Source organism: Amycolatopsis melonis, assembly GCF_040064235.1.
GTDB classification, from domain to species: domain Bacteria; phylum Actinomycetota; class Actinomycetes; order Mycobacteriales; family Pseudonocardiaceae; genus Amycolatopsis; species Amycolatopsis melonis.
The window spans coordinates 568,818-581,004 of record NZ_JBDZYD010000003.1 but is presented as its reverse complement, the minus strand read 5'-3'; the positions used below and the strand labels follow the sequence as shown (position 1 = coordinate 581,004).

The window sequence follows — 12,187 nt, the reverse complement described above, 5'->3', positions numbered from 1 at the left end:
TCACACCTCCGCCGGGACGCGGCCCGACAACTGTTCGGCGACCTTCAGCAAGGCCGAGTGGTCCAGGGAGCCGTACCCCATGGCACGGCCGGCGGCGACGAGCTGGGCGACCAGCCCGGTGAGCGGCAGCGCGACATCGGCCTGCCGGGCGGCGGCCAGCGCGATGCCCATGTCCTTGTGGTGCAGGTCGATCCGGAACCCGGGCCCGAACTGCCGGTCCACCATGGACTTACGCTTGAGTTCGAGGATCCGGCTGCCAGCCAGTCCCCCGGCGAGCACGTCGAGCCCGGTGGCGGCGTCCACACCGGACGCTTCCAGCAGCACGATCGCCTCCGCGACCAGGCCGTAGATCCCGCCCACCACAAGCTGGTTCGCGGCCTTGACGACCTGCCCGGACCCGTGCGGCCCGACGTGCACGATGGTCTTGCCGAGCACTTCCAGCACCGGCTTGGCCGCCGCGAAGTCTGCCTCACTTCCACCGACCATAATGGACAGTGTGGCCTGTTCGGCCCCGGCCTGCCCGCCGGAGACGGGCGCGTCGAGCACCCGGATGTCCTTGTCCCGAGCGGCTTCCGCAACGGCGATCGAGGTCTCCGGCCGGATGGTGCTCATGTCGATCAGGAGCGTGCCGCGCCCGGCGACGTCGAGAACGCCACCGGCACCCAGCACGACCGCCTCGACCTGCGGGTGATCGGGCAGCATCGTGATCACGACGTCGGCCCCGGCAACGGCGTCCCCGGCATCCCCGGCGGCCCGCCCACCGGCGGCTTCGAGTTTCCCGCGGGCGGCGGCGTTGACGTCGAAGCCGCTGACGTCGTGCCCGGCGGCAACGAGGTGCGCGGCCATCGGGGCGCCCATCACGCCCAGCCCGATGAATCCCAGTTTCATGCTTGTCCCCTTCGGGTGATCGGCAGCCAGTCCAGCGACGAGAGGGTGTCGGGTTCGGGGACGTACTCGATCCCGACGAACCCGGAGTAGCCCGCGTTCTGCAGGCCGGCGAGGTGACGGTCGAGGTCGAGCGAGCCGGTCCCGGGCTGGTGCCGCCCGGGCGCGTCGGCGATCTGCACGTGCCCGATCCGCGAGATGTGCTGCGTGGCGAGCGCGCCGAGATCGTCCCCGTTGACTGCAAGGTGGTAGAGATCGGCCAGCAGCCGAACGTTGTGGCGCCCGAGATCCTCGAGCACGGCCACGGCATCAGCGGCGGTCTTGAGCGGATAGCGCTCGGCGCCGGAGAGAGGTTCGAGGACCAACTGAGCCCCGATCTGCGCGGCGGCATCAGCGGCCTTGCCGAGGTGCACGCGCGCGAGATCGTCCTGCTTGGCGGGGTCCTCGCCGTCGAGCCGGTTGCCGTAGAGGGCGTTGAAGCTGCGGCACCCGGTCCGTTCGGCGATCTTGAGGGCGACGTCGAGACTGTCGGCGAACTCGGCCTCCCGCCCGATCCACGAGACGAGGCCCCGCTCCCCCGCAGCCATGTCCCCGGCGTAGAAGTTCAGGCCCCGCAGCCGAACCCCGTCGAGACTGCGAACGAAGGCATCGACGTCGTCACGCGCGGGCACGGCGGAGTCGAACGGCCACCAGAACTCGACATCGGTGAACCCGGCCTCCCGCGCAGCGGCGGCACGTTCGAGGAGAGGGACCTCCTTGAAGAGGATCGACAGGTTGGCGACGTACGGCAGGGAGTGGCCGTCTGTTGGCATTGCTACCTCGAATTTCGCTATGCGGAATTTTTCTTTCGTATATCGAGAATAGCTGGTCAGCGGGAGCGGGGTCAACGGTCGAAGGGGGTATGCGGGCCGGCGAACCAACACCGTCGGTCGGGACGGCTGGGACAACCTCGCCCGCGCTGTGTTTGCGCGATTGCCCAGTCGAGGCTCCACTACGGGCACTCGATCATCAGCCGGGCAGCGCACAGCCGCGGGATGCGTGGAAGCCGACCGGCCCAGGTCCAAACCACTCAGCGGACGTGGGTGTAGGCCCGTAGCCGTGTGGCTGCGGGCCTGTCCCCGTCACGCTGCGAAGGGAAGCGGCTCGTGGAGGTTGTTGCGCCGCGGTTTCCGGCGCCTGTCCAGCCAGGTCGGTGGCAGGAACTCCGGTAACCCATCGGCCGCGATCCGCACTTCCCACCCGGACCGATGCAACAGCCGATGGTGATGGGCGCACATCAGCACCAGGTTCCCCAGCTCGGTGGGTCCTCCTTCGGACCAGTGCCGGATGTGGTGACCCTGGCAATGCCGTGGCGGCCGATGACAGCCCGGGAACGCGCACCCGCGGTCCCGTAGATACAACGCCCGGCGGATCCCGGGCGGAACCAGCCGCCGCAACCGCCCCACATCCAGTGGCTCACTACTGCTACCCAGCACCGCCGGGATCACCATGCAGTCACACGCATGCAGCCGCGCCTCGGCCGCAGAAATCGTCCCGGTATCACCCAGGAGCGCTGTGCCGATACCGGTCTTCAAGTCTTCCAGCGAGATCGCGACCATCACATGCGCCCGCTCCCCGGCCTGCATCGGCAGCTCCGGCGAGTTCGCCGCCAGATCCATCGCATCGGAGAACGCATCGCCATAACGTTCCAACGGCGACCGCAGATCCGGGCCTTCATCGGTGGCACGCCGCTGAGCGAGGGCATCCAGCACCGCGCTGGCCCGGGCCCCGGTCTCGTCATCGAACCGGCCGTGCAGCTCCCACACCCCGGATCTCTTACGTCGCAACGACAACTCCCGATCCGGCCGCCCAGGTTCGGTCTCCACCGGCTCCCGCCCGTCCGACACAAGGTGAGCCAGAATCCGCGCACCCAACGCGGCGACCTGCTTGTGCCCGGCATCGGCCGCGAAGCCCAGCAGGTCCTGTTCCACGCGGTCTTGGTGCTCGGCAGGAACGTCCCGCAGCACGGAAACGATGGTGTCGATCATCGGGTTGCTCAACCGCCCCTCCCGCGCCGCGACGGCGGTGGCGGGAGCGAGCGGAGGAATCGGTGTGCCATCAAGGTTCAGCCCGGGATGAAGCTGCCGAGCCCGCTTGACCAGAACCTCAGCGGCCTGCCGTGGCAGATCGGCGAGATGCTCCAGAAACCGCGCCACAGAACGATATCCGAACAACTCCATGACACCGCGCTGCTCGACACCAACGAGAAGAGACCCAAGCTCGGCCTCGCATGACCTCATGGTCGCGAGCAGCTCACCGACGCGGTCGGCGATTGCCACCGCATCGGCCTGCCAGACGAAGTTCCTGTCCACAAACCCAGATTGCCCGACCTTCGAACACCCGTCATCACTCGACGAGGTGAAACCAAGTCTTCACTTCTCGACATGCCGCCGCTGCTCGCGCACGCGTAGCAGTGGATGCACTTCGCCGCAGTCTCGGACGTACAGCTCATTGTCCACAAAGGCCGGTTGCACCACTGTCTCGACGTGAGGGCCGAAACGATCCGCGCGCACGAGAACATCCCGAATGCCTGAGGTCACTTGCCGTCGAGCGGGCGGCGGCCCGATCGAGAACCTCGGGCCAGTCAGCCGCGCAGCTCGTTCTTCCTGCGGTTCACGGAACGCTCCGGTCAGGGCGCCCCGGCGGGGACGCGGCTGGTGTGGTCGAGCAGGCCGATGGCCGCGTGGATGTGACGCAGGGCAGGCGCGGGCACGCCGGTCAGGCCTGCCAGCTCGACGACCGCGCCGATGATTGCGTCGGTCTCCAGTGGCTTGCCCGCTTCGAGGTCCTGCAGCATCGATGTCTTGTGGTGACCGACGCGCCAGGCGCCGTCGATGCGCTTCTCGACCGAGATTTGCGGGTTGCTGCCCGCCGCGCGGGCGATCTCCAGGGTCTCGGTCATCATCGTCGCGACGAGTGCGCGTGTCTCGTCGTGCTCGCAGATCTGTGCCATCGTCGCGCGGGTCAGCGCCGACAGCGGGTTGAAGGCGACGTTGCCCATCAGCTTGACCCAGATGTCGTTGCGCAGGTCGGGTTCGACGGGCGCCTTGAGGCCGCCGCCTGCCATCGCGGCGGCCAGCGTCCGGCAGCGTGCGGAGATCCGGCCGTCCGGCTCGCCGAGGGAGAACCGGGTGCCTTCCAGGTGCCGGATCACGCCCGGCTCCTCGATCACCGTCGAGCAGTAGACGACGCAGCCGATCGCGCGCCGCAGCCCGAGTACCGCGGTCACCGCGCCGCCCGGGTCGACGGTCTCGATCCGCCGTCCTTCGAGCGGATGTCCCGTCAGGCCGTGGAAGTACCACCACGGGATCCCGTTCTGGGCGGCCACGATCGCGGTGTCCGGGCCCAGCAGCGGCGCCAGCAGGGGCCCGCACGTCGCGTAGGAGTTGGCCTTCAGGCCGAGGAAGACGTAGTCCACTTCGCCGACTTCGGCGGGGTTGTCGGTGACGTGCGGGTGGGCGGTAAAGTCGCCACGCGGGCTGAGCACGCGGACGCCGTGCTCGCGCATCGCCGCCAGGTGGGCTCGTCGGGCGATCAGGTGGACCTCGGTTCCGCCGCGATGGAGTGCGGCTCCGACGTAGGCGCCGATCGCCCCGGCCCCGAGAACAGCCACCTTCATGCGTCGCCTCCCAGCTCAATCCATGATTGCATACAGTATTCTGCATCGTCTGACGCCGACCACGAACGGCGGAAATCGGCCGAGTTTGGGATTTTGCATACCAAAACCTGTATCCTGGGCATCGAGCACCACTTCCCTTCTTCCTTCCGAGGTGTCCCGTGAGCCAGCCCGCTTCCCCGCTCCCAGACCGCGGTCCCACCGGCCGCCGCTCGGCCAAGGGCGCGCTCGGCTCGGCCCCCGCCAAGCGGGTGGAACGGCCGGCCCCGCTGCGCCAGGTCGTCTACGAGGCCCTCGCCGAGCTGATCGTCAACCGCACGCTCGAACCCGGGCAGCACCTGGTCGAGGCCGACCTGGCCGAGTACCTCGGCGTCAGCAGGCAGCCCGTCCGCGAAGCCCTGCAGCGGCTGCAGAGCGAAGGCTGGGTCGACCTCCGACCCGCGCAGGGCGCCTTCGTCCACCAGCCGACCGACGAGGAGGCCGACCAGCTGCTCAGCGTCCGCAGCGTGCTGGAGACCTACTCCGCCAAGCTCGCCGCCGCGCGGGCCACCCGCGAAGACGTCCGGCGCCTGTGGGAACTGCAGAACGTCGGCGTCACGGCGCTCACCGAGGACGACACCGAAGGCCTGGTGGCCGCCAACGCCGCCCTGCACGCGTTCATCACCGAGCTGTCGGGCAACGCCGTGCTCGCGGAACTGATCGGCCTGGTCGACCGGCGGGTCCGCTGGTACTACACGCCGATCGCCCGGCCCCGCGGCCACGACGCGTGGAACGAGCACGACGAACTGATCCACGCCATCTCCGACGGCGACGTCGACGCCGCCGAGCAGATCATGGCCAAGCACACCGAACGGACCCGCCAGGCCTACCACGAACGTCCGGAGGCGTCTCGCTCCTGACCGCATCGGGCCCGGTTAGCCGCCGGTCGCGGCAGGCGGCCGCGGGGGCCCCCCCCGGGGGGGGGCGGGGGGGGGGGCCCCGCCCGCCGGCCGCCCGCCCCCCCCCCCCCCCCCCCCCCCCCCCCCCGGGGGGGGGGGGGGGGGGCCCGGGAACCGGCTGCCAGGCCCTCCCCCCAGGCGAAAGCGGCAAAACACCCCCCGCCCCTGGGGGCGCCCCCCCCACTTTCAGTCTATCGGTCATCACCGACAGTGCCGGACTGTGCGAAGCTGATCATGCGGAGCTGTCCACATTGTTCGAGGGGTGTGGACAACCCCACCTGCCGAAGGCCGTCCCGGAAATCGCCGGGGCGGCCTTCGGTGCAAGAAAACCGGCGCAAGAAATCGCGGCGGGTTGTCGATCCCGGGTGTGTTCGCTCGACGAGGAGGTGAAAGCCGAACAGAGAGGACGTCCTCATGACCGCCACCGTCGAAGCCCCCGCTCTGCGGGCCGGGCGCCGGGAATGGGTTGGGCTGGCCGTGCTGGCGCTGCCTGCCCTGCTTGTCTCGCTGGACGTCTTCGTCCTCGTTCTCGCCCTTCCGCGGCTGGCCGATGCCCTGCATGCCGATGGCACCGAACAGCTCTGGATCATGGACGTCTACGGCTTCCTGATCGCCGGTTTCATGGTCACCATGGGGACCCTCGGTGACCGGATCGGGCGGCGGAAGCTGCTGCTTGCCGGGGCCGCCGCCTTCGGGGCCGCCTCCGTGGTTGCCGCCTTCTCCACCAGTGCCGCCATGCTCATCGGGGCGCGGGCCGTGCTGGGGATTGCCGGGGCGACGCTGGCTCCGTCGACCCTCTCGCTCATCGGCACCATGTTCCGGGATCCGCGGCAGCGGGCCGAGGCCATCGGGATCTGGGCCGGGTGCTTCACCGTCGGGGCGATCGTCGGGCCCGTGGTCGGCGGCTTCCTGCTCGAACACTTCTGGTGGGGCTCGGTCTTCCTGCTCGGCGTGCCCGCCATGGTCCTGCTGCTGGTCCTCGGCCCGAAGCTGCTGCCCGAGTACCGCGACGAGACCGCCGGCCGGCTCGATCTGCCGAGTGTCGCCCTCTCGCTCGGGGCCATCCTGCCCGCCGTCTACGGCGTCAAGGAACTCGCGCGGGACGGTGTCCACCTCGTGCCCGTCGCCGCGCTCGTGGCCGGGCTGGCCGTCGGGTACGTCTTCGTGCAGCGGCAGCGGACGCTCGACGACCCGCTCGTCGACCTGAGCCTGTTCGCCGTTCCCGCCTTCCGCACCACCCTCGGCGGGATGCTGCTGTTCAGCATGCTCGGGGGCACCACCATGCTGTTCGTCGCGCAGTTCTTCCAGCTCGCCCAGCGGCTCTCGCCGGTCGGGGCCGCGCTCGGGCTGCTGCCGGGGATGGCCGCCTCGACCGTCAGCTTCCTCGCCGCGCCGGTCCTCGCCCGGCGGTTCCCGGCCCGTGGCCTGATCGCCGGCGGGGTGGCCCTCGCCGCCGCCGGGATGGCGACGCTCGTCTTCGCCGACGCCGCCGGCGGGCCCGTGTGGCCCGCGCTCGGCTTCGCCGTGACGTCGCTGGGGGTCGGGCCCATGGTCGCGCTGGGCACCGACCTCGTCGTCGGCTCGGTTCCGGTGCGCAAGGCCGGGGCCGCCTCCGCGCTCGCCCAGACCGTCAACGAGTTCGGGTACTCCTTCGGCCTCGCGACCGTCGGCACGCTGGGCGGCGCCGTCGTCCGCGCCCACGGGTTCGCCGCCGGGCTGCACGTCGTCGCCGGGCTCGCCGCCGTCGCCTTCGCCGTCCTCGTCCGGTTCGTCGTGAAGAACCTGCGGGCCGCCTGACGGGCGAAGGCCTCCCCACCCGATGCCGGGGGTGGGGAGGCCTTGCCGGTTGCCGGGGGCAGAGGGACCCCGGCTAGCCGAAGAGACCGCGCCGCGGGTGGCGGATGACCAGCGATCCGCCGTGGATCCGGCCGGTCAGCACGTAGCGCGGATTGCCCATCCGCCCGTTGCTGCGGGTCTTGTCCTCGAGCGAGCCGAGCGTGACGTCGCTGATCGCGTTGACGTCCACCGCGGCGTGCTCCGGGATGATGATTTCGACCGAGCCCCACTTGGCGTCCAGCTCGATGTGCACCACCGGCGACTGGACCTGGGCCTCGGTGAAGTCCAGCTTCGTCGAGCCGTACTTGTTGCGCACGACCAGCTCCGACGGCACCACCCACGGCCCGCCGCGGTGCAGCGACGAGTACTTCGCGTTCAGCTCGAAGCGCTGCCCTGCGGGGTAGCCGCTGTAGCCCGTCGGCGGCGCGTACGCCGGAGCGGCGGCGACGGCCGCGGCCGGGTGGTAGAGGCCGGCCAGGTCGGCCAGCACCGCGTTCAGCTCGCCGCGGGTCCGCGACGCCAGTGCGCGGTCGGTGCGCTCGGTGAACTCGTCGAGGTCGATCATGCCGCGGCCGATCGCCTTCTGCAGCACCCCCACGACGTGCTCGCGTTCGTCGTCGGACACCCGCAGATCGCGCTCGCTCAACGGCTTGGTGTCGGTCACCGGAGTCTCTTCCTGGCCCATGCCCACGATGGTAGAACCGGATTTCACCAGGGAGATCGGGGGAAAACCCTGAACGGACCCGTATTCCGCGGTGCCGCGGTCGTCGCGGCCCTCTTCCTGCTGCCCGGGTGCACGGCCGAAACCCCGCCGCCGCCACCGCCGGCCACGACGGCTTCACCGAGTCCCGCGCCCGACCCTCCGGAAGGCCTGCTGGGGGTCCGGGGCACCGGCGGGATCGGGGTGACGGCGCTGCTCCCGACCACCGGCCCGACCGTCTTCGACGCCGACCACGGACCCGTGGCCACCCCGCCCGGCTACCCGGACGGGAACCGGGTCCTGAGCGTGCTGCGCGTCGGCGAGCACGTCGTCCTGACGGTCTACCCGCCGTACACGCACAGCACCGAACCCTTCGAAATCCTCGAGTACACCGGCCCGGCGAGCCCGCCGCGGTCCCTCGGCCAGGCGTGGTCGGTCGCGCCGGACGCCGCGGGCGACGGCGTCTGGCTGGTCCGGCAGGACTCCACGGACAACTGCCGCCTCCAGCACGTTTCGCTTGCCGGTGGCGACTTCGGCCGCGGCGGGCCCGCCGGCTGCCGGGTCCAGGTCCGCGGCGAAATCCGGCACGGCCTGCTGATCACCGTCCACTCGGGCTCCGCCGAGTCGGCGGACGTGCTGATCGACCCGCGGACCGGCCGTTCGGTCCGCCAGCACCCCCGCATCCTCGGGGCCGCCGGCGACTGGCTGCTGCTCGACGGCTTCACCGACCTGAGCCTGCTCGACCTGCGCGACGGCCGCACCACCCCGCTCACCAGGCCGGTGAGCGGCGGCCCGCCGACCGTCGTCCCGTCGCGGGACGGCCGGATCTTCGCCGTCGACTTCGCCAACCCGTCCTATCGCGGGCCCGTGCAGACGCGGGACATCTGGTTGCTCCGGCCGGACACCCGGACCTGGGAGCACGCGCCGGGGATGCCGTTCATCACCGAGCACCTCAAGCGCGGCGGCGGCATCGACTGGAGCGAAGACGGCGACCTCGTGCTGGCCGACGGCGTCCTCGCCGCCTGGCACCCGGGCGAACCGCAGTGGCGCATGGGCACGGCCGCGCTGCCGCCGGGCGACTGGTCGGGGATCGCCGTCCTCCCCTGAACCCTCACGCGTCGTCGAGGCCGTGCTCGATCGCGTACCTGGCCAGCTCGACGCGGTTGTGCAGCTGCAGCTTCCGCAGCGTCGACTGCACGTGGTTCTCGACCGTCCGGTGCGACAGCACCAGCCGCTCGGCGATCTGCCGCGCGGTCAGTCCCTTCGCCACCAGGCGCAGGACGTCGGTTTCGCGCTCGGTCAGCCGGGGCGGCTCGGCGCCTTCCGCGGGCGCGTCGGCCATCCGCCGGTACTCCCCGAGCACCAGCCCGGCCAGTCCCGCGGTGAACACCGGGTCGCCGGCGGCGGTCCGGTGGACCGCGTCGACCAGCTCCGCCGCGGACGCCGACTTCACCAGGTAGCCGGACGCGCCCGCCTTCACCGCCTCCAGGACGTCCTTGTGCTCGCCGCTCGCCGACAGCACCAGCACCTTCGTCGACGGCAGTGCCGCGGTGATCTCGCGGGTGGCGTCCACCCCGGAGCTGCCGCCGAGGTTGAGGTCCATCAGCACGACGTCCGGCTGCACGGTCCGCGCGATGCGCAGCGCCGCGTCCGCGTCCGGTGCCGTCGCCCGCACGTCGAAGCCGTGCTCGGTCAGGTCACGGGCCACCCCGTCCCGCCAGATCGGGTGGTCGTCGACCACCATCACCGAAATCCGCGGCTCGCTCATTTCGCACCCTTCGCCTTCGGCACCCTGACCTCCCACTCCGTGCCCCGGCCGGGCCCGGTGTCGAGGGTCGCGCTCCCGCCGAGGTCGCGGACCCGCCCCCGGATGGATTCCACCACGCCGAGGTGCCCGTCCGCCGCCGCCTGCTCGAGAACGCCGTCCGGAATGCCCGGTCCGTCGTCGCGGATGCTCACCACGACCTCGTCGCCGAGGTCCTCCAGCAGGACCCACGCGTGCGCGTCCGGGCCCGCGTGCTTTTCGACGTTCGACAGCGCTTCGCGGGTCACGGCGAGGAGTTCGCCGGTGACGTGGGCGGGCAGCTCGACGTCGTCCGCCGGGGCCGATACCTGCACCGACGAGGTCGCGAGCAGCTGCAACGCCGCTCGCAGGCTCGTCCGGCCGCTGTCGTTGGGCCGGACCGGCTCGGTGGTCACCAGCGACCGCAGGGCGATCTCCTGCTCGCCCGCCAGCCGGGCCAGCTCCGCCGCCTCGCCGCCGACCTCGTTGCCGCGCTTGCGGACGCGGGCCAGCACCTGCAGGACGCTGTCGTGGATCGAGCGGGCCAGCCGCTCGCGCTCGGCCGTGGCCGCTTCCTTGCGCAGTGCCTGCTCCAGCCGGGCCGCGGACCGGCGGCCCATCGTCGCCGCCATGCCGACCAGCAGGCCGGCGGCGGCGAGCAGGACGCCGTCGCGGGCGACGTCGAGGTCGAACTTCTCCCGCGCGATCCCGGTCGCCACGCCGACCACCAGCCCGGCGAGCACCCCGCCCGCCGCGCCGAACCGCGCGCCCGCGGCGACCGGCGGCACGGCCGCCCACACCGTCGTGATGAGCGGGACGTTCAGCGCGAACTGCGCGTCGCTGAGCACCCACGGCGAGGTCAGCAGCAACGCGGTGGTGAGTACCAGGTCGAAGACCACCAGCCACGGCGGCCGCGTCCGCTCGCGCAGGTAGAGGAAGCTGCTGACCACCGACCACAGCGCCATCACGCCGAGCACCGTCCAGGCCAGCCAGTCCCGCCGGTAGTGCCCGCTCTGGACGATCACGGTGCCGCAGGCGAACGCCCAGGTGAGCACGCGGAAGGCGAGCACGCCCCGCCACATCGGCGTGACCGGGTCGGGAGTGCGCGCGGCGGTCATTCTTCTTCGCCGCGCGTGGGCACTTCCGCACCCGGCGACCCGGGCTCGGCGTCGTTCGGCTGCGCGGCCTGGTCCTTGAGGACGTCGACCTCGGCCGGGTCCGGGTCCGTCTCGTGCAGCAGCGACCGGATGCCCGCGTTGAGCACCGCCAGGATCGGCACGGCCATCAGCGCGCCCGCGATCCCGCCGACGACCAGGCCGCCGGTGATCGCCAGCACGACGGCCAGTGGGTGCAGCTTCACCGCGCGCCCGAGCAGCAGCGGCTGGAGCACGTGGCTTTCCAGCTGCATCACGCCGACGACGATGGCGAGCACGATCACCGCGCCGATGAAGCCGTTGGTGACCAGCGCGATCAGCACCGCGACGCCGCCGGTGATCACCGCGCCGATGATCGGGATGAACGCGCCGAGGAACACCAGCGTCGCCAGCGGGATCACCAGCGGCACGCCGACGATCCACAGCCCGACGCCGATGCCGACCGCGTCGACGACAGCGACCGCGGCCGTCGCGCGCACGTAGCTGACCAGCGACGCGAACCCGCGGCGCCCGGCGACGTCGACCCGGTTGCGCACCCGCGCGGGCACACCGCGGACGAGGAACGTCCAGATCGTCTCGCCGCCGCTGAGGAAGAAGATCGTGATGAACAGCGTGAGCAGGAAGCCGGTGACGATCTCGCCGACCGTGCTCGCCGTGGTCAGCGCGGTGTCGGTGAGCCAGGCCTGGTTGTTCTGCAGGAACCCGAAGACCTGGTTGATGAAGTCCTGCAGCTGCTCCTGGCGCAGGTGCGCCGGGCCGTTGATCAGCCAGTCCTTGATCTGGTTGAGGCTTTCGTTGAGCTGCTTCTGCAGCTGCGGCAGGCCGGAGGAGAACTGCGTGACGACGAACGTCAGCAGCCCGCCCAGCACGGCGAGCCCGGCGATCAGCACGATCGCCGTCGCCAGCCCGCGCGGGAACCTCACCGCCACCAGCTTCTGCACCGCGGGCGCGAGCAGCGCGGACAGCAGCAGCGCGATGCCCAGCGGGATCACCACGACCGACAGGTAGCCGATCGCCCAGACCACGGCGTACAGCGCGGCGACCACCACGATGAACCGCCACGCCAGTGCCGCGCTGATGCGCAGGCCCCGGGGGATCAGCCCGGTGATGTCCTCGTGCTCCGGCAGGAACTGGTCTTCGCGTCGCGCGTGGCTCACCGGCTCACCGTAGCGGCTGGACCGCCCGATCCGGCCGCTTTCGCCCTGCCGCGTCCGGCATGCCGGACGGCCAGCGGTG

Annotated in this window: 11 protein-coding genes; 3 read left to right on the top strand and 8 right to left on the bottom strand. The window is 71.2% G+C overall.

Annotated features, from left to right (window positions below; all coding sequences use genetic code 11):
- From ABJI51_RS10720 to ABJI51_RS10705, 4 genes are all read right to left on the bottom strand, one after another.
- On the bottom strand, positions 1-888 hold the full coding sequence (locus ABJI51_RS10720; protein ID WP_348949652.1) for a 2-hydroxy-3-oxopropionate reductase: 888 nt from the start codon (positions 886-888) through the stop codon (positions 1-3).
- Positions 885-1,697 (bottom strand): hydroxypyruvate isomerase family protein, encoded by an 813-nt coding sequence (locus ABJI51_RS10715; protein ID WP_348949825.1) that lies wholly within the window; start codon positions 1,695-1,697, stop codon positions 885-887. The genes ABJI51_RS10720 and ABJI51_RS10715 overlap by 4 nt, the downstream gene beginning before the upstream one ends.
- A gap of 309 nt (positions 1,698-2,006) precedes the next feature.
- Entirely contained in the window at positions 2,007-3,164 is a 1,158-nt protein-coding gene (locus tag ABJI51_RS10710; RefSeq protein ID WP_348949823.1) for an HNH endonuclease signature motif containing protein, read from the bottom strand.
- A gap of 389 nt (positions 3,165-3,553) precedes the next feature.
- Positions 3,554-4,543 (bottom strand): 2-dehydropantoate 2-reductase, encoded by a 990-nt coding sequence (locus ABJI51_RS10705; RefSeq protein ID WP_348949650.1) that lies wholly within the window; start codon positions 4,541-4,543, stop codon positions 3,554-3,556.
- 158 nt (positions 4,544-4,701) lie between these two features.
- Here ABJI51_RS10705 and ABJI51_RS10700 point away from each other — a divergent pair, with 158 nt between their 5' ends.
- Together ABJI51_RS10700 and ABJI51_RS10695 are read left to right on the top strand one after the other, a co-directional pair.
- The gene (locus ABJI51_RS10700; RefSeq protein WP_348949648.1) at positions 4,702-5,439 is read left to right on the top strand and encodes a GntR family transcriptional regulator; all 738 of its coding nucleotides are present in this window, start codon (positions 4,702-4,704) and stop codon (positions 5,437-5,439) included.
- A 453-nt stretch (positions 5,440-5,892) separates the two neighbouring features.
- Positions 5,893-7,275: an MFS transporter gene (locus ABJI51_RS10695; protein ID WP_348949646.1), complete on the top strand. Its 1,383-nt coding sequence runs from the start codon at positions 5,893-5,895 to the stop codon at positions 7,273-7,275.
- A 73-nt stretch (positions 7,276-7,348) separates the two neighbouring features.
- On the opposite strand, the gene ABJI51_RS10690 is transcribed toward ABJI51_RS10695, so the two are convergent.
- On the bottom strand, positions 7,349-7,999 hold the full coding sequence (locus ABJI51_RS10690; protein WP_348949644.1) for a DUF1707 SHOCT-like domain-containing protein: 651 nt from the start codon (positions 7,997-7,999) through the stop codon (positions 7,349-7,351).
- A 219-nt stretch (positions 8,000-8,218) separates the two neighbouring features.
- Between ABJI51_RS10690 and ABJI51_RS10685 the strand changes: the two genes are divergently transcribed.
- Positions 8,219-9,121, top strand: a complete 903-nt coding sequence (locus ABJI51_RS10685; RefSeq protein WP_348949642.1) for a hypothetical protein — start codon at positions 8,219-8,221, stop codon at positions 9,119-9,121.
- A gap of 4 nt (positions 9,122-9,125) precedes the next feature.
- On the opposite strand, the gene ABJI51_RS10680 is transcribed toward ABJI51_RS10685, so the two are convergent.
- The 3 genes from ABJI51_RS10680 to ABJI51_RS10670 are packed head-to-tail and all read right to left on the bottom strand — an operon-like array spanning position 9,126 to position 12,108.
- Positions 9,126-9,782: a response regulator gene (locus tag ABJI51_RS10680; RefSeq protein ID WP_348949641.1), complete on the bottom strand. Its 657-nt coding sequence runs from the start codon at positions 9,780-9,782 to the stop codon at positions 9,126-9,128.
- A complete protein-coding gene (macS, locus tag ABJI51_RS10675; protein ID WP_348949639.1) occupies positions 9,779-10,915 on the bottom strand; it encodes a MacS family sensor histidine kinase in 1,137 nt (378 codons plus the stop codon). Before macS ends, ABJI51_RS10680 begins: the two co-directional genes overlap by 4 nt.
- On the bottom strand, positions 10,912-12,108 hold the full coding sequence (locus tag ABJI51_RS10670) for an AI-2E family transporter (RefSeq protein ID WP_348949638.1): 1,197 nt from the start codon (positions 12,106-12,108) through the stop codon (positions 10,912-10,914). The genes macS and ABJI51_RS10670 overlap by 4 nt, the downstream gene beginning before the upstream one ends.
- Positions 12,109-12,187 lie beyond the last annotated feature (79 nt).

Bases quoted from the DNA above. Each gene is read 5' to 3' on its own strand.
- macS (WP_348949639.1), bottom strand. From the start codon at position 10,915: ATGACCGCCGCGCGCACTCCCGACCCGGTCACGCCGATGTGGCGGGGC.
- ABJI51_RS10680 (WP_348949641.1), bottom strand. From the start codon at position 9,782: ATGAGCGAGCCGCGGATTTCGGTGATGGTGGTCGACGACCACCCGATC.
- ABJI51_RS10690 (WP_348949644.1), bottom strand. From the start codon at position 7,999: ATGGGCCAGGAAGAGACTCCGGTGACCGACACCAAGCCGTTGAGCGAG.
- ABJI51_RS10705 (WP_348949650.1), bottom strand. From the start codon at position 4,543: ATGAAGGTGGCTGTTCTCGGGGCCGGGGCGATCGGCGCCTACGTCGGA.
- ABJI51_RS10695 (WP_348949646.1), top strand. From the start codon at position 5,893: ATGACCGCCACCGTCGAAGCCCCCGCTCTGCGGGCCGGGCGCCGGGAA.
- ABJI51_RS10720 (WP_348949652.1), bottom strand. From the start codon at position 888: ATGAAACTGGGATTCATCGGGCTGGGCGTGATGGGCGCCCCGATGGCC.
- ABJI51_RS10710 (WP_348949823.1), bottom strand. From the start codon at position 3,164: ATGAGGTCATGCGAGGCCGAGCTTGGGTCTCTTCTCGTTGGTGTCGAG.
- ABJI51_RS10715 (WP_348949825.1), bottom strand. From the start codon at position 1,697: ATGCCAACAGACGGCCACTCCCTGCCGTACGTCGCCAACCTGTCGATC.